At 57.4% G+C, this 16,462-nt stretch carries 11 protein-coding genes; 5 read left to right on the top strand and 6 right to left on the bottom strand.

The genetic code is table 11. The features are described 5' to 3' along the window. Positions 1 to 373: 373 nt before the first annotated feature. The gene (locus Poly21_RS17795) at positions 374 to 2,362 is read right to left on the bottom strand and encodes a DUF3352 domain-containing protein (RefSeq protein WP_302119420.1); all 1,989 of its coding nucleotides are present in this window, start codon (positions 2,360 to 2,362) and stop codon (positions 374 to 376) included. 102 nt (positions 2,363 to 2,464) lie between these two features. Between Poly21_RS17795 and Poly21_RS17800 the strand changes: the two genes are divergently transcribed. Further along, positions 2,465 to 3,202: a BON domain-containing protein gene (locus Poly21_RS17800; protein WP_146408227.1), complete on the top strand. Its 738-nt coding sequence runs from the start codon at positions 2,465 to 2,467 to the stop codon at positions 3,200 to 3,202. A 67-nt stretch (positions 3,203 to 3,269) separates the two neighbouring features. Here the strand turns inward: Poly21_RS17800 and Poly21_RS17805 are convergent, their stop codons facing one another. Then, positions 3,270 to 6,827, bottom strand: coding sequence for a DEAD/DEAH box helicase (locus Poly21_RS17805; RefSeq protein ID WP_146408800.1), 3,558 nt, complete (start codon positions 6,825 to 6,827; stop codon positions 3,270 to 3,272). Between the two features lie 132 nt (positions 6,828 to 6,959). Here Poly21_RS17805 and Poly21_RS17810 point away from each other — a divergent pair, with 132 nt between their 5' ends. Together Poly21_RS17810 and Poly21_RS27655 are read left to right on the top strand one after the other, a co-directional pair. Continuing rightward, positions 6,960 to 7,376, top strand: coding sequence for a hypothetical protein (locus tag Poly21_RS17810; protein WP_302119425.1), 417 nt, complete (start codon positions 6,960 to 6,962; stop codon positions 7,374 to 7,376). Positions 7,377 to 7,421: 45 nt separating this feature from the next. After that, positions 7,422 to 7,727: a BON domain-containing protein gene (locus Poly21_RS27655; protein ID WP_302119427.1), complete on the top strand. Its 306-nt coding sequence runs from the start codon at positions 7,422 to 7,424 to the stop codon at positions 7,725 to 7,727. A gap of 59 nt (positions 7,728 to 7,786) precedes the next feature. Here Poly21_RS27655 and Poly21_RS17820 read toward each other — a convergent pair whose 3' ends face one another. Continuing rightward, the gene (locus Poly21_RS17820) at positions 7,787 to 8,533 is read right to left on the bottom strand and encodes an energy transducer TonB (RefSeq protein ID WP_302119429.1); all 747 of its coding nucleotides are present in this window, start codon (positions 8,531 to 8,533) and stop codon (positions 7,787 to 7,789) included. Next, on the bottom strand, positions 8,530 to 8,682 hold the full coding sequence (locus Poly21_RS17825) for a hemin uptake protein HemP (RefSeq protein WP_302119432.1): 153 nt from the start codon (positions 8,680 to 8,682) through the stop codon (positions 8,530 to 8,532). The genes Poly21_RS17820 and Poly21_RS17825 overlap by 4 nt, the downstream gene beginning before the upstream one ends. Positions 8,683 to 9,502: 820 nt before the next feature. On the opposite strand from Poly21_RS17825, the gene Poly21_RS17830 reads away from it, so the two are divergent. Then, positions 9,503 to 11,530 carry a TonB-dependent receptor plug domain-containing protein gene (locus tag Poly21_RS17830; protein ID WP_302119434.1) on the top strand — a complete coding sequence of 676 codons (2,028 nt, stop codon included), beginning with the start codon at positions 9,503 to 9,505 and terminating at the stop codon, positions 11,528 to 11,530. Between the two features lie 10 nt (positions 11,531 to 11,540). Here the strand turns inward: Poly21_RS17830 and ahr are convergent, their stop codons facing one another. Next, a complete protein-coding gene (gene ahr / locus Poly21_RS17835) occupies positions 11,541 to 12,548 on the bottom strand; it encodes an NADPH-dependent aldehyde reductase Ahr (RefSeq protein ID WP_146408232.1) in 1,008 nt (335 codons plus the stop codon). A 296-nt stretch (positions 12,549 to 12,844) separates the two neighbouring features. Between ahr and Poly21_RS17840 the strand changes: the two genes are divergently transcribed. After that, positions 12,845 to 14,518, top strand: a complete 1,674-nt coding sequence (locus Poly21_RS17840; protein WP_146408233.1) for a sulfatase-like hydrolase/transferase — start codon at positions 12,845 to 12,847, stop codon at positions 14,516 to 14,518. Positions 14,519 to 14,679: 161 nt separating this feature from the next. Here Poly21_RS17840 and Poly21_RS17845 read toward each other — a convergent pair whose 3' ends face one another. Beyond that, positions 14,680 to 16,452, bottom strand: coding sequence for an outer membrane protein assembly factor BamB family protein (locus Poly21_RS17845; RefSeq protein WP_146408234.1), 1,773 nt, complete (start codon positions 16,450 to 16,452; stop codon positions 14,680 to 14,682). Between the last annotated feature and the right edge of the window lie 10 nt (positions 16,453 to 16,462).

Below are 16,462 nucleotides of genomic sequence, written 5' to 3' on the forward strand. Positions count from 1 at the left end.
CAGACGAGTGCGTCCGGGGTAACCGGAAAAATCCGGCTCGCGACAACCCTTCAGACGTGCCAAGACGTAGGAAAGTTCGCGAAACCGATCTGCCACCTTGGCTGGACTACCTCGAAAGCGTGCGATGGGGACTCATTGGTGCTAGCCATGTGCGTGCGAGGTGAATACCTCGCCCGCACAAGGGTATCCATTGAATGGAAGATGCAACCCTAAAAAACGGGCGATTACACGGACAGACCTGTGCTACCGCAACGGTTGTGCCGAAAACATCGCTTCGTCCCCGAAAAAAGTTTTTCCTGTGGCAGAGGGTGACCTCGACAGTTCCAGAATCCCCAATTGGAAGGGGATCAAGGACTTTGCCGTCAACTTAGGTTTACTCCAATGGGCGAAGCGTCATCGTGCCAAAATGGAGCCCGTCCGCCTCGTTGTAAGCGAAACTACCACTCACATTGAAATATTTCCGTAATTGCTCAAACTTGGGTAAGTTCTGCCGTTGCAAGAGCTCGCTGAACTTCTGGGCAACGGGACTGTTCGCACCGCGACGGTCAAATGCGCCTGCCAAGGTGGGGGAGGCGGCAAGATCGTACAGGACTCGGTAGCTATCCGCATCACGATTAAATGACAGGAAAAACGGTTGCTCGCCGGCTAGTTTCGCCCCGAGTTCCGACAACATCAGCGCAAAGTCAGTATCATCGATCAATCTGGGCTGGGAGCCGGAGCGAGTCCGGATCGCCTGCTCGACGACCTCCCGTGAGTCGGAGAGTACGAGGTAGTCATCGAGCAGCATCACGCTCCGTTCGACCTGCCGCATCGTATCGGGCAACTCGCGGCCAGGCTTCGCGAAATAGACCTGGATGTCCCCGATCGTCTCCGGCCGCATGTCCGAAGCGGGCAGTTTTTGGCGGATTTTGTCCAGCATCTCTCTCGCTTTTTTGACGTCACGAACCTGTAACGCATCCATGCGCGCGATCGCGTTCCACGCCGCCGGCTCTTGATAGCGGCGAACGCCGACGTATCGCCCTGTAAGGTTCGCTAGTAAGTCATCTTTCAGGCTCACGTCCAATCTGGCCTGAACGCGATCTTCGGTGAAACGCTCAAAGCTGCCCTCGCCTGCAAAACGGTTGACAATCTTTGCAAGGTTCTCCGCCGCCGTAGCGATATCCCAATTGGCGGTCAAATACGACGTCGTGTCGGCTGGCACCCACTCGGGAGGCGTCGGTTCGACTGATTCAGGACGCACAACGCCAAAGAATCCATCACGAGGAGGGTCAATCACCACGTGCAGGTGAATAATACCCTCGACAATATCTCCACCCCGGAAAACGCTCCCGCCCACACCCCGGATCTTTTCAATCCCCAATTCTTCGACGATGGGCTGGATGAAGAATGATGAACTGCTCCGGCTGATGATTTTTTGGGCAATTGCGTAAGGATTGGCAAAAAATGTGATCTGCGGCGTCTCAGCCTCTGCTCCCACGCAGCGTGTCATTACGGCACCAAAATCACGATTACTGGATAGGTTCTCCAAGATCATCGAATCCGAGGCCGCGGTCTGCGATCTCTCTGCAGCCGCTTTCCGATTTTCGGGTGCGTCGGTTTCGTGCCAGCGTTCGAGCACGTCGGCGGCGGCGCGGCGGCCCACGCCGATGACAAATACCCCGTCGCGATCGAACCATTCCACGACGGGGCCGCGCCCCCGTGGTGACTTCCATGTGGTGACTCGATGGCCACCGATTTCTTCCTCGCTGTCGACAAACTGATTTCTTTTAGCAAGTTCGCCAATCGTTTCAATCAGCTTCCGCATTGATGCAGCGGAATCATTTTGTTGGCCGGTCTCGATGAGGAACACGCCCGCGAAACTGTTTCGGTCACGGCGTTGTCGCTGCATTCGCGCGGCGATCTCCTCATCACTCTCCTCGGATTTCTCGTCCGGATTGCCCGCTTTGGGTTCTTCCGGTGGAGCGCCGGGGACGACCGCTAAGGATACTTGTCCTTTGGGAATCGCAAGCATTTCGTCCAGCGATAGCCCTACTTGGCTGGCGAATTCCTCCATTAGCTGACTGACGGTTTGGTAGGTATCTGAAACGAATGGCCGCATCGCTGGATCGTTCAGCATCTGGCCCAGGGTAGAACGGGAGAATCCTGCTCTCAGCTCTGATGTATTGCGAATACGGATATATGCCAGCGTATCGGAGGGCAACAGTCGAGACGCAGGTGGACACTGGGATTCAAATCCGACAGTATCACTTGTGCGGGCACGAGCCTGCGCGACTAAAGTCTGCGGCACGATCATTCCGATCAACAGCATGGTTGCGAACCAGCGACAGCGAACAACAGCGAGCGTGACCGTGGGGAGAGTCATACGTTTCGGATTCCAAAAGCAGAAAGTAGAAAATTTTTCAGCGACGAGATTAGAATAGTAGTATCCGACCCCACGCTAGCCTTCACACCCACAAAGTATCCGATGCTAAACCTGAAATCCAACACTTGGTACAAACGCTTACTGACTAGCATCTTCTCCATCGCGTTGGTTGTTTGTCTTGGTACAACCGTCCAAGCCAACAATGGTGGCGGTGGAAATACCGGAGGTGGCGGTACAGGTGGTGGTGGAGCGGGTGCTGGTGGCACGCCGATTACCGGCGGCAGTGACCTGGTTGATCTGCAGGAAGAGTTCATCGGTGATGTGGACCGCACGGGCGGAGTGGGACAATTCAGCGAGCCTGTGGGCGCAAGTGTCACGTCAGCCGCCGCGTCTTTGAGTACGACCGGTGCGCGGGCGACGACCCGGGCTGGCGGTGGCTTGGGGGGGCTTGGTGGGTTAGGGGCCGCCTTCAATAATGCGTTGAATGGTGGGCTGAACGGTGGTACCGAAGCGACCATGCCCATCCGCACTCGACTCCGCAGTGCTGTCGAGTTGCCTCCCGTGGACGTCGATGTACAGATCGCCCGCGAGGTCAGCTTGAATAACCGTTTGCAGCGAACCAGTTCGCTCGGGCCACGACCGCGAGGCCCCGCTACTCTCGGTGCAGAGTATGGTCCGGCATCCCAACCGCTCTACGGCGTTAACGTGCAGATGCAGGGCAGGACCGCGATCTTGCAGGGCACGGTCAGTAGCGAAGCCCACCGACGCCGAAGTGAATTACTTATTCGATTAGAGCCAGGTGTCTCTCAAATCGATAATCGAATTAGTGTCGCGCCCTAAAGACCGCACCTCATGTGACATAGCTGGGTGCGGGTCGCATTTATCGTGGTCGTCGTCTTGCCTGCCTTTAGCCCATTTCATTCCTGATCAATTCGATCAGATCCTGGGTCTGCAGGCGGGCAGCAGCGTCAGTACCGTCGAGCACACCGGCAACGAGCTCCCGTTTATCAGCGTGGAGCTGCAGGATTTGTTCTTCGATCGTTCGTTCGGCCACCAGTCGATAGACCGTCACGGGGCGTTCCTGGCCGATCCGGTGGGCGCGGTCAGTCGCTTGATCTTCGACAGCTGGGTTCCACCAGGGGTCGAGGTGCAAGACGTAATCAGCTGCCGTCAGGTTGAGCCCCGTGCCGCCGGCTTTGAGCGAGATCAAGAACAGGTCACCCTCGCCGGCTTGGAACGCGTCGACACGCCGCTGCCGTTCGTGCGACGGGGTCGACCCATCGAGGTATTGGTACGTGATGCCGCGTCGATCAAGCACATCCCGGACAACCCCGAGATGCTTCACAAACTGGCTGAAGACGAGGGCGCGGTGATCGCCGTCCCGCAATTCATCCACTAACGACATCAGCAGGTCGAGTTTCGCCGAAGCGCCCTTCCAGCTGGGGTCAACCAATGCAGGGTGGCATGCGAGTTGGCGGAGCCGGGTCAGCCATGCCAGCGTTTGAATCCGACGACGACCATCGTGCGATTTCTCGCCGTCGTTGGTCGCGTGCGTGAGTTCGGCAAGTGCGGCGAGGCGGGCATCTTCGTAAAGTTTTCTTTCCGCATCGCTGAGTTCTGCTCGCAGCGTGATCTCAGTTCGCGGCGGTAGTTCGGTGAGTACCTTGTCTTTCGTGCGGCGGAGGATGAAGGGGCGAACGAGCCGAGCCAATGCTTCGCGGCGTTCGGCATCGTTGTGCCGCTCGATCGGTTCAGCAAACCGGCTGCGGAACCGCTGCCACGATCCGAGCAAGCCTGGGCTGAGCGTGCGGAACAGACTCCACAGTTCGCCCAGGTGGTTTTCCAGCGGCGTACCCGACAGACCTAGCCGCCAATCTGCTTGCAGCATGCGGATGGCCTGCGACGTCTTGGTTTGCGAGTTCTTGATGAACTGGGCCTCATCGAGCACGAGCGTGGTCCAAGACCGAGTGGCAAAGCGTTTGGCGTCACGCTGCATCAATTGGTAGCTGACAATCAAGACATGGCCGGGGCCGGCTGTCTTGATGATCTCATCCCGATCGCAATCGCGGTACAGCACCGCGTTGAGCGAGGGGGCAAACCGGCCGGCTTCGCGAACCCAGTTTTCACCGACACTCGTCGGCGCGATGACAAGGGCGGGACCATCGGCGGATCGATCGATCAGAATCCCTAACGTCTGGACGGTTTTACCCAATCCCATGTCGTCGGCGAGGACACCGCCTACGCCCCAGCGACTCAGCCGGGCGAGCCAGCGGTAGCCATCGAGCTGGTAATCACGCAGGGTCGCATCGAGACCGGTGGGACGCTCCGGATTCCAACTGCCCAAGGACTCAAGTCGTTCAACGGCTGAATGCCACGCGGCGGTTGCCTCCAGCGAGACGTCGTCCCCAAGCACCTCCTGCGCCAGTGGAACGGCGGCTGTCGGCAGTTTTAGATGTCCCTTCTCGGCAACCAGCGTATCCGCTAACTGAGTTAACCGACGACGGAATGCCTCGCTGATTTTGGCAAACTTGCGATCACCGACGCGGACGAGTTGGCGGTCTTCACGAACGGCCAGCAACAGATCATTGAGCGGAACTTCGACGCCGTCGATCGTGACCGATCCGGTAACGCCGAACCAATCCGGTGAGTCATCGATTTGCACACGCAGCGACTTCGGTGTGATCTCGCCACGGACTCGGAACGTTTCGCCTTCCGGCCAGACGATTCGTGGGGCATTCTCGCCTGCATCGTGCAAGCGGCCGAGCAGATCGAGGGCCGAATGGTCGCTGACGGCGACCCACTCATGGTCTCCATCGCTGGACAGTTTATTCAGTGCAAATCGCTCGACGATTTCCTGCCCAGCAATCAGCTCGTCTGCCAGATTGCGTTGCAATCGAATCGGGCCGGTTTCGCTGAGACAAGGCACGATGTCAGGCTGTTGCCCGGGGATGAGTGAATCGCGGAAACGCGCATCATAGGTTCGCAGCGCGATTTTCAATCCCGCACCAGGCCGGGGGCGCATCTGTAGAATCAACTCACTGGGAATCGGGCGGATCGGTCCGGCCAATTGCGGCGGCAGGGAGACATGGATCAACGAATCGATTGTGCCGGCGGACAGAGCCAGCTTGGCCGCCGACTTTTCGTCGAGCATGGTGTCGCGGTAGTCCTCTCGTAACAGGAACTGAACCAGTCCGCTGGCTGCCGAATCGATCAACGTGCAAACGACTAGACGATTGTGCTCACGGTCTGCTAGGACGACGACCGGTTCGACGGGGCTGGTGTGACCGAACAGCACTTCACATGCATGCACGTCGATGTCGATGCCTTCGACCGTCAATCGAGGCTGGAACTGAACCGCGGTGGATTCGCCCGGAGGTGCCGCGAGAGTGTCGGGGACAGCGGCATCGAAGTCGCGCTCAAGTTCGACAGTCATGGTCGCCGCGGTGTCGGATTCCGCGGCCCTCGCGAGCTGGGGGGCCCCATCACGATCGGGAAACTCGGTGAGTTCGGCAAACGATCTCGATCGAGCAGACTTGGTGGATCGTTTTTTCTGACGCGGTTTTTGGTGGTTGTCTGTGGAGTTCTGGCTGTCTCGTTTGCTCTTCTTAGCCGGCTGATCCACTTCCACTGGATGAAGGGTTAAGCTGAGTTGGCTGCTGAATACATCCACTGGAGATGCTTCGGAGTCGTCCCACGCGACGTTCTCGTGACCGGCGAGCAAACGCAGGGCTTGAAACATGCCGTACTGGTCTTCGCGAAAACCGTGCGTGGGGATCGATGTGAGCGAAGCGATCTGGCTGTCGAGGGGTTCGGTGAGCAGGTTTTGTTCGAGTAAGTCGAAACTACGGACCTCGCGGCCCTTGGTCCAACCTTTCCCGCCCTTGCGGCTCCGCTGCTCAAACGGCGTGATGGTAAGTGGCGTCGCCTGGGAGGCAACATTGACGCGCAGCCGCCACTGCAGTTGGGTCGGTTCCTCATCGGACCGTTCGGGGCGGGCACTGGCAGCCCGGCGCAGCAACTCATCGACAAACTGTTTGCCCGCCGCGACCGCGTCAGCTTTGAGCCCAGCGAGAAACTCGAATAACTGTCCGTTTCCCCTCCGCCGGGTGATCTGTTCCTGCATCCACCACGCGCAGGCGAGCGTATGAGCACAGCGAAGGCTTCGCTCGTAGGCCAGGCAGCCACACTCGCAATCGCCCCGCAACTGCATCGCTTCGGCACTGGGGTCCTCGGGATCGGCGAGCGGTTGCACGATGACAGCAACGCTTTGCATTCGTTGCCGGTTGCCTTTCACCTGAAACTCAAATCGAACGCCATCATCGCCTTGCGTCAGCGTGGGCGTTTTGACGTTCATCATGGCCGCATGCTTGTCGAATTCTTGATCATGCGAATCGACCAGACGCTCAACTGCTTCGCCGAGCAGCAGCCCCAACGATCCGATTTGGTCTTCGGCGATCCAGTCCATGCCGTCATCAATCCCATTCTGGTGAAAAAACAAGCATTCCCTGTCCAACCGCGATTTCGTTGGTCAAAACCAAATCAAGCGGTGCACGGAAATTTGAGCGAACCAGGGTACACGTCAGAGGCTGTAAATGCGATGGTAGATAGCGATTCTTTCTTGGTAGGACTGCCTGTGGGCCGATTGGACGCCGGAGAACCAGGATTCGGTATGAATTTTGCGTTGCTCGTCGACGTGATTCGTCACGGATTCGTGTTCTTGGCGACTCGATCGTCCCGCCCGGCTTCCTGCCCTCCCCTGAACCCACTGCCGAGCATTTCCATGGTCCCGTTTCGTTTTCGAATCCAATTTGTTGTTTTGTTGTTCGCCCTGAGTCATTTAGTGGTTAGCGTGGGCTGCCAACCACCCCGAGGACAGGCGATCACGACCGAGGATGGAGAGGTCGCCACCGATTTCTCCGCCGACATGATCGACGACGGCACCCCTGTCACCGAAGGTGCTCCAGTCGCAGACGATCAGGCCACAGCTGAAGGCGACGCAGCCAGCGCAAAATAGTTCCGTGTCCCCGGTGATGGGGCCCGGTAACGGAGCCGAGACGATATGAATCAGACAATTGATCTTCGCGCGGATACCAGTGTTCCGACCGGCACTTTCGCTGATTCCAATCCACCGCAAGTCTCGGCGGTCGAGCACTCCGTGCGAGCGGCACTCCGCCGCTGTGGTCGTCGTCCCATTATGGAACTACGTTGCGATTTTTCTGTTTCCGCGGGCGATCACGTGACCGTGACGCTCAGCGGACGGTTGCCATCGTTTTATCTGAATCAGCTCGCCCAGGAGCTCGTCCGCCGGGTGCCTGGCGTCGATCAAGTTTGCAATCGCGTGCGAGTCGATTTTCCACACGATTGAAACCACGATAATAGATAGCGCATCTATTCAGGAAACGTGTTTCCGAAACCGGGACGCATCTACAGGCGGAATCGAACCGGTAGCACCTCGGCTGTCTCAATCGGTCGGCCGAACCGCGTCGCTGGCTTGCCCGACCATGTCTTGACGGCCGCCAATGCGGCATGATCGAGCAGCTCGCTGCCGCTGGATTCTAGTACCTCGGCCCGCGACACTTTGCCTTCTCGATTGACGTAGAGCTTCAAGAGCACGGTGCCCTCGATCCCACGGGCCGCTGCATGTGTCGGGTACTTTGGCGGTGGATTGTCGTGGAACTCAACATCCGTTGGCGCTAGCCCTGCCAGGGCGTCGACCGGAACTGCGGCAACCACCGGCATGATCGCAATCGATGGATCACTCCGGGGACGGGAGACTCTGACGTTCGCCACCGTCGGCATCTCCACTACCCTCTCGACTCGTTGAGGCAATTCATCGATTGGGTTCTCGGCGGATAGCGGTTGCGTCGAATGAGAGGGAGCGTAGTTTGACGGGGCTGCGTCCGGCCTGGCGAGGTTGTCCGAAGGCCGCAGGCTCCGCTCCGCTTCGATTGTCTCCGTTGGCTCATGCGTCACTTCCGCAGACATTGTCGATGCAGTTGAGAACGGCATCGGGGCAGCGATCGACATCTCGATGGAGATTACCTGGCGTTGTCCGCTGGTAGTGAATCGACGAATCGCTTCAAGCGGTAAGTAGCCGACTGCGACCAATACCACCGCATGCACTGCGCAAGAAAAAACAGTCGGCCGATGAAATGCTTTCAGATAAATCACTTGGTCAAGTATAACTTCCCCGAGCCAGTCTTGCGAAGTCGATACATGACGTCACCATGTTTGATCCACACCTCTTTGTTTCCATGCAACAGGTCATCGGAGGCCAGGACTCGAAAATGTTGGCAACTACTTTCGATCGATGGGGGCATGACGTTTGAGTCGCAATCGTGCGACGAATTTGATTCATTCATGTCACGATAGAAATAGCAGATTCTGTACCAGGACGCCCGTCGGCAACTGGGATGCAGTCGACAACGAGATATTGGCCACGAGGGGGCGATCGCGGTGGGCTCAGGGGGGCGGTTTCTTGATCATGGCAGACGGAATTTTGATCGCAACTGACCCGCCAAAGAGGTTCATTATGCTGGTTACGGTGACCTGAACGATTCAGGTTGTACGCCATGGAGTGTTTGAGCCTAATGTGCCGATCAGTGCCACATCAGCTGACCGGAACGATTCATCATGCCCAGCTCTGTCGCCAATGCGTCGATATCGTTCGCTTGATAAGGAAGACACGTGAAAAGGATTTCACTGCTCGCATTGGTGCTTCTGCCCTCGTTCCCAATGGCTTTGATCGCTGACGAACCCCTGGTTCATGCGGCCCCTGAGGCAACCTTCGCAACCATGCTTCAGCAGCGCGAGAGGCCGACTCTGCCCGAGATCGAGGTGCGCCCGCCGGCGACATCTGACTCCGCACGACCGAGTCCAACGCCTCGATCTCCATCTTCTACTGAGACTACTGATCCGAGCACTGGACAGCTCCTCACGCCGCCGATATTCGCAGGTCCAGACGCCCTGCCGTTGGATGGACAGCCTCGTTCAGCAAACGAAGCGTCAGCGCAATCCGCCGCATCACCGCTAAGCATCAATACGGACAGCGGAGTAGCCGGGACGTCGAGCGCACCAAGTAACGACGGTCCGTTTAGTCAGTCATTCGAGTCGCTCAGCGAACAGATCTTCGGCGGCACGATGAGTAATCCAACCGGGCTCAACAGCGTCGTGCGAGGGGAAACAAGTCTGTTTGATTCGCCCCGACTGGGGACGATCATCGACCGGGAGGACCTCGATCGCCGGCAGGCGTCGACCGTCTTTCGGGCACTGCAGAATCAAGTGGGCGTGATGACGCAGCAGACCGGAAATGGTCAAGTCTCCCCGTTCATTCGCGGATTGACTGGACAACAGATTTTGATCTTAGTTGACGGCATCCGCATGAACACCAGTATCCTGAGGCCAGGGCCGAATCAATACACCTCAACGATTGATCCCGGTTCGCTCGCTCGTGTCGAGATCATTCGCGGTGCCGAGTCGGCATTGTGGGGAAGCGATGCGATCGGTGGCGTCATTAATTTCGTCACGCGGTCCGCCGACCCACTTCGCGGAAACTACGCCAGTCCACAATTTAGCGAGTTTTACAGCACGGCTGAGGCGTCCACCTACACGCGCACGGGGTTCAGCGGGTGGTACGGGACGACCGGTATCACCGGCGGTGTTTCCTACCTGGACTCAGGTAATCTCGATGTGGGAGGTGACTTGGGACGCCAACCCGCAACGGACTATAGCCAGTACGCAGGCGACGTCAAACTGCAACGCATGCTAACTGAAAATCATTTGCTAACGGTCGCGTTACAGCATTTCGAGCAGAACGATCTCAAACGCAGTGATCGATTTCTGCCCTTCGTGCTTGGTCCCGCTTCCGACGGCAGCGTACCGATACAGCGTCCCACTGTATTTGATCCACAGCAGCGTGACCTGATCTACGGCCGGCTCGAGGGGTTGCTGCCAGACGATTTGCTATTAGCCGACGTCTACTCGGTCACTTTATCGGGGATGCGGACCAAAGAAGCGTCCGTAGTGGATCGCTACGCCAGTAACGACGCCGACGCGTTGCCTACACGGCGTGAAATTGGTGAATTTGACGACCTCGGTTGGGGGACGACGATGTCATTTGTCAAAGATATGGGTGACGTTGGAAAGTTGACTTACGGAACCGATTTTTACGGCGAGTCAATCAACTCCGAACGTGTTCAAATCGATGATCCGACGTCTGCTGGTGCAACGCCATCGGTCACCGATCCACAGTATCCCGATGACTCTGCGGCCGACCGTGTCGGAGTCTTCACGTCTTGGTACGTGCCGCTAACGGAGCGTCTCGACGCCACGACCTCGGTGCGCTACGAGAATATTAATCTGTCGGCAACTCCCGACTTCGATACCATCGGTCCGCAATTCTTCAAGCGAACCTACCAAGATTGGATCGCCAGTGTGGGGCTATCGTACAAGCTTACCGAAGAGGTGCGTCTGGTCGGTGGCTATTACGAAGGCTTTCGAGCACCGACGATCGACGATTTGACCGCAAACAAGACATTCCTACAGAATGATCAGTCCACACCACTGGTGGGGAATCTGGATGTCCAGCCGGAACATAGTCGGACCTACGAAGTTGGGTTGAAATTCAACTACGACCGGTTGCGTTTGCAAGTCACCGAATTCTGGACAGATTTTGATAGTTTCATCGATCGCGACATCATCGATGGCCAACGATTTTTGACTAATCAAGAGGCCTTCATCAATGGCACCGAACTGACCGGCGAGTACCTACTTCAGCGCAACGTAGCCTTGTATGGAAACTTTTTTTATACGTACGGCAATAATACCACTCGGAAGGATCCGCTGTCGCGGATCCCGCCCACGCAAGGCACACTCGGGCTGCGTATCGACGAGCCTTCCCATGGCGCCTACATCGACGTCTTTACTTGGCTGGTCGATCGCGCCGACCGGTACGCGGAGTCCAACCTAAGTGATGTGAGATTCATTGCGGGTGGCACTCCCGGTTACGGAACACTGAACGTTAGGACTGGTCGCTTCTTCGGCCAGTCGAACCAGCACAGCCTCTCGTTGTCACTCGAAAATATCACAAACAAATATTATCGCGTGCTCGGTAGCGGTGTGGATGGGCCAGGGTTTAACGCTGTCTTCGGGTACCAATATCAGATGTAGTGGAACGCATTTAGAAATCAGCATCCAATACGACCCGATACCTCGCTTTGCCCTCCTCGACATGGGCAAAGGCATCATTGATTTGGCTCATGGGGAAATGTTCCGTTTGCGGCGCAATATCGTGGCGGGCGGCGAAATCGAGCATGTTGGCAATGTCGACCGGCGATCCGGTCGGCGACGCGCTGACGCTGCCCTGCCGCGAGAGTAGCGGGAAGATAGAAATGGGGACGGGCTCAAGCACGGCACCAACAAGATGCATACGGCCTTGAGGGGCAAGTGATGCAATGAGCCCGTCCCAATCCAGTTGCACGTTCACCGTGACAATCAACAGGTCGAATGATTTTTCCAGTGCTGCAATCGCGTCCTTGTCCCGCGTTGCGACAACGTGCTGGGCACCGAATTGGCGCGCCTCGGCGAACTTACTCTCCCGGGACGTAAAAGCGGTCACATCGCATCCGTAGGACGATGCGAACTTGACCGCCAAATGCCCCAGGCCGCCGATCCCGATCACACCCACACGGCTGATCGGGGACGCAAACATGTGCAGCGGATTGAAAACGGTAATCCCTCCGCACAGCAGCGGTCCTGCGTCTGCTGCGTTCAAGTCATCAGGCAAAGGAATCGCCCACGCCCAATGTGCCCGCAGGGAACTGGCAAAACCACCGAAATGTCCCGCGATCGTCGGTTGGACGTCGTTGCACAGATGTTGTTCTCCGGACAAGCAGGGGCGGCAGTGCATGCAGCTCTGGCAGTTCCAACCCACACCGACACGCTGACCGACGCTCACGCCTTTGGCATGGTCGCCGACCGCAGTCACCCGGCCAACCGCTTCGTGCCCGAGGACCGCCGGAAACCCTGACATTCCCCAGTCATTCTTCCACATCGAAAGATCCGAATGGCACACGCCGCAATGCTCGACGGCGATTTCAACCTCTTCTGCACCGAGCGGTTCCCGGTCGAGAGTTTGCTTCGAAAACGCACCACCGGCTTGGTCAGCGACCCACGCTTGATATTCCATTCCTATCTCCATCTTTTTGAATTGGGCAAGTTTCTGAATGCGTGCAGCATCTACGTTGATCGTACACTGTCGGGGCACCGCGCATGTCACTGTACCGGCAAACGCTTGCAGCCGTATGTCGACGACTGCTGCGGACTCGTTCAGCTGGCCACCGAAGCCGCGTGGGACACGATATGCCGGCCCTGACCCGTCGATGTTGTGACTCCCGACCGGCCACGCGTTGGATTATGCTAACGACAGTTGCCGCGAGAGAATTCACTGGCGGAGCTTTTCCTCAGCTCGTTTATGAGTGGATCATGCATCGATTGTTGCTTTTGATTGGGTGTTTGTTTTCTTCCTCCGTCACCGTGATTGCCGAGCAGCCCAATGTGCTGTTGATTTGCGTGGACGACTTGAAGCCGACGCTGGGGTGTTACGGTGATGCGCACGCCGTCACTCCCAACATTGATCGCCTGGCTAGACGGGGGGTGCTGTTTCGCTCCGCGTATTGCAACCAAGCCGTCTGTTCGCCGAGCCGAAATTCGCTCATCACGGGTCTGCGTCCGCAGACGCTCGGGATTTACGATTTGCCTACCAATTTTCGCATCGCAGCACCCCACGTGACGACGCTGCCGCAACACTTCGTCAACCATGGCTACGAGGCTCAGGGACTGGGTAAAATTCTGCATGTCGGTCATGGGAATACCGATGACGCCAAATCGTGGAGTGTTCCGTTTTGGAGACCCAAGGCTCCGAGTTACGTGCTTGAGGAAAGCCTCGCTGGACTGAAAAAAGATAAGTCGGGCAAGGTTCGTGGTCCGGCAACGGAAGCGGCGGCTGTTTCCGACGAGACATACAGCGATGGAAAAATTGCCCGCGAAGCCGTGGCTCGATTGACCGTTGCCAGTCAAACGCCCGCGAAACCATTTTTCATCGCCGTTGGCTTTTTGAAACCGCACTTACCCTTCGTTGCACCGCAGCAGTATTGGGATCTGCACGACCCGCAAACACTACCGATGCCGACCTTGCATCAGCCGCCGAAAGATGCTCCCAGTTACGCCCCGACTTCCTACGGCGAACTTCGTAACTATGCGGACATGTTCGGTCGTGATGCCAATGAGCAAGCGACAACTCGACATTTGATCCATGGATACTATGCAGCGACCAGCTACATGGACGCGCAGGTTGGCAAGGTATTGGATGCCGTCGATGACTTGGGACTGGCAGAGAATACCATCATTGTGTTTTGGGGTGATCATGGTTGGCATTTAGGGGATCACGGGATGTGGTGCAAACATACCAATTACGAGCAGGCCGCTCGCATTCCTGTGATCGTAGTGGCTCCCGGTGCTGTTCAAGCTGCCTCGACGCCGGCAATGATCGAGACGGTAGACATTTTCCCGACGCTGTGCGAACTCGCCGGGATCGACGCTCCTGATGAAGGCGACGGCGTCAGTTTTTCCCAGGTGCTAGACGATCCCGAATCCGATGCTCGCCCCTATGTGACTCATGTTTATCCGCGCGGAAAGAGGCTGGGTCGAGCAATTCGAGATCCGCGATATCGCATGGTGGAGTGGAAAAACTTCTCGGAACCTTCGGCTGCGAGCGAGCAGGCGGAGGTTGAATACGAGCTTTACGACTACGTCGCTGATCCACAGGAAACACAGAACTTGGCCGCTCAGCGTCCCGAGATTCTCGCATCGATGCAAGCAGAACTCGCGAAACAAGCCGTCCCGAAGCCGCAAGTGAAAGCACCCGCCAAGGCGGCTGCGAAGAAGGCTGGCAAGGCAACGGAGAAAGACCGCAAACCCTTCGATCGAGACGCCGCCTTCAAAAAACGAGACAGCAACCACGATGGCTATCTCACTCTGACTGAATTCCTCAGCCCTCAGCCCAATGATGAAGCCGCAGCGAAGAGATTTCCGAAGTTCGATAAAAACGAGGACGGGAAACTCTCAGCAGAAGAATACGTTCGCAACGGTAACGAATAGCCGGGCGATCAGCCGTCGGCTAGGTCTCGTCACCCACCAGGTTTGTAGCGGCATTTCACTCACCGGCCCCGTGACTGTCTAACCAGTCGGCGGCCGGTGTCGACTGCTTGGCATTGGGAACTGGCGAGCCTAATTGCCCCAGCTTCCATCGAAGGTTCGCCTTAGGCATCAGTGACAATACCTTCGTCCAACTCAGGTCGTTGGGGGCGTTGCGGCCGATTCTCGTCACGTTGGTCACCACCACGGCCACCGCCTCCTCCACGCCCACCAAAGCCCGGTCCACCGCCTCTTGGGCCACCACCTCCTGGGCCGCGCATGCTCTGCATACCTTTCTGAAACTCCTCCAGCGACACGGAACCATCTTTGTCTTCGTCCCATTCCTGGGCGCGTGCTTGAAACGGGCCTTCCAATTCCGCGGCCGTCAACTTTCCATCTTGATTGGCATCCATTCGATTGAAGAAGGTTTGCGGATCAAATCCACGTCCGCCACCTCCCTCGCGTCCTCCTCGGTCTCCCCGTCCGCCACCACCTGGACCACCTCCGCCTGGTCCGCCGCGGCGATCGCCGGCTTGCGCATCCTCGCTGGATCGACCCGCAACTTCGGTTTTTGCTGGTTCGGCTGATTCATCAAATGGACCATCGACGATGCAATACAGAGTCTTGTCGGATCGAACGTAAAGCTTACCGTTGCTCAATGCGGGGGTTCCACTGAATGATTCGGCGTCATTGGTGGTCTGATTGACGGCAATCTGTTTCATGTCGTCGTGAACATCGAACACGAACATGTCGCCATTGCCCTTGAGGTAATAGAGCTTGCCATCGGCGATGATAGGTGACGCGTAATCCGAACCACCGCGTCGCCCGCTGCCTCCAGACAATCGAACGCGATCGGATTGCTCGCCCGATTTGGTTGCGGTGCGTGAGAGCACGTCGCTCGCCACAGAATAGATATGCCCTTGGTAGGCCACCGGGGTGGCGAATCGTCCGGCGTCGCGGCCCGTCCATGCGACGTGAGAATCAGAGACATCTCCTTGGCCTCCCGGCCGCACGGCAATCGAACCACTGCCGCGTCCGCCAACGACGACGATCAATCCATCATTCACGATTGCGCTGGTGTTCGCTTGATCGGTTTCCCCCGACTGGCAATACCATCGCAACTTTCCGTTGCTAGGATTCAGTCCCCACACTTCACCTGCCACGCCCACGACGAGCTCTTCAGTGCCATCGCTCGTTTCCGCCAACGCAGGGGTACCCCACAAATTATCGAGGCCCTTGGCCTCCTGCCGCCAGACCTCTTTGCCGGTCGCTTTATCGAGGGCAACGAGTGCTTGGCTTTCTGCCGCCGCAGTTACGATCAGTTTGTCATCGAATAGGATTGGACTCGATGCTGACCCCCAGCGGTGTGAATCGGATTCCATCCCAAGCGATGTCTGCCATAATTTGTTGCCGTCGAAATCAAAAGCCAGTGCACCGGTTTTTCCGAAGAACACGAACACGTGCTCCCCGTCGGATACCGGTGAGCTCGAGGCATAACCGTGCGACGGCACGCCAGCTCCCGTGTAGGGATCTTCCGGTTGAGCTGCGTCAATCGTTTTTTCCCAGATCAATTCACCGGATTGGGCGTCGACGCACAGTAGATGCCGCTTGAGATCGTCGATGTCGCCAGGGTTACTTCGATCGAGCCCGTAACCGGAATAGCAGGTCACGAAAACTCGATCGCCCACGACGATGGGGCTCGATACCCCGGGTCCGGGGAGTGTGAGAGTCCACTTGACGTTTTGCGTCGGACTCCAGCGAACCGGAGCATCCTGAGAACCCTCTACGACACCTGATCCGTTGGGACCACGAAATCTTGACCAATCCTCTGCGTTGGCGATGGATGCACCAAGCAGGCCCGTCAGGAGGGCCGCCGACCAGTAATGCATGCGTTTCATCTGAAGTCCT

It is taken from the genome of Allorhodopirellula heiligendammensis, from assembly GCF_007860105.1.
Classification (GTDB): domain Bacteria; phylum Planctomycetota; class Planctomycetia; order Pirellulales; family Pirellulaceae; genus Rhodopirellula; species Rhodopirellula heiligendammensis.

Excerpts from the sequence above, each read along its gene's own strand:
- Poly21_RS17805 (WP_146408800.1), bottom strand. The coding sequence starts at position 6,827 with ATGGACTGGATCGCCGAAGACCAAATCGGATCGTTGGGGCTGCTGCTC.
- Poly21_RS17800 (WP_146408227.1), top strand. The coding sequence starts at position 2,465 with ATGCTAAACCTGAAATCCAACACTTGGTACAAACGCTTACTGACTAGC.
- Poly21_RS17840 (WP_146408233.1), top strand. The coding sequence starts at position 12,845 with ATGCATCGATTGTTGCTTTTGATTGGGTGTTTGTTTTCTTCCTCCGTC.
- Poly21_RS17845 (WP_146408234.1), bottom strand. The coding sequence starts at position 16,452 with ATGAAACGCATGCATTACTGGTCGGCGGCCCTCCTGACGGGCCTGCTT.
- Poly21_RS27655 (WP_302119427.1), top strand. The coding sequence starts at position 7,422 with ATGAATCAGACAATTGATCTTCGCGCGGATACCAGTGTTCCGACCGGC.
- ahr (WP_146408232.1), bottom strand. The coding sequence starts at position 12,548 with ATGGAATATCAAGCGTGGGTCGCTGACCAAGCCGGTGGTGCGTTTTCG.
- Poly21_RS17825 (WP_302119432.1), bottom strand. The coding sequence starts at position 8,682 with ATGCCCCCATCGATCGAAAGTAGTTGCCAACATTTTCGAGTCCTGGCC.
- Poly21_RS17830 (WP_302119434.1), top strand. The coding sequence starts at position 9,503 with ATGAGTAATCCAACCGGGCTCAACAGCGTCGTGCGAGGGGAAACAAGT.
- Poly21_RS17795 (WP_302119420.1), bottom strand. The coding sequence starts at position 2,362 with ATGACTCTCCCCACGGTCACGCTCGCTGTTGTTCGCTGTCGCTGGTTC.
- Poly21_RS17810 (WP_302119425.1), top strand. The coding sequence starts at position 6,960 with ATGGTAGATAGCGATTCTTTCTTGGTAGGACTGCCTGTGGGCCGATTG.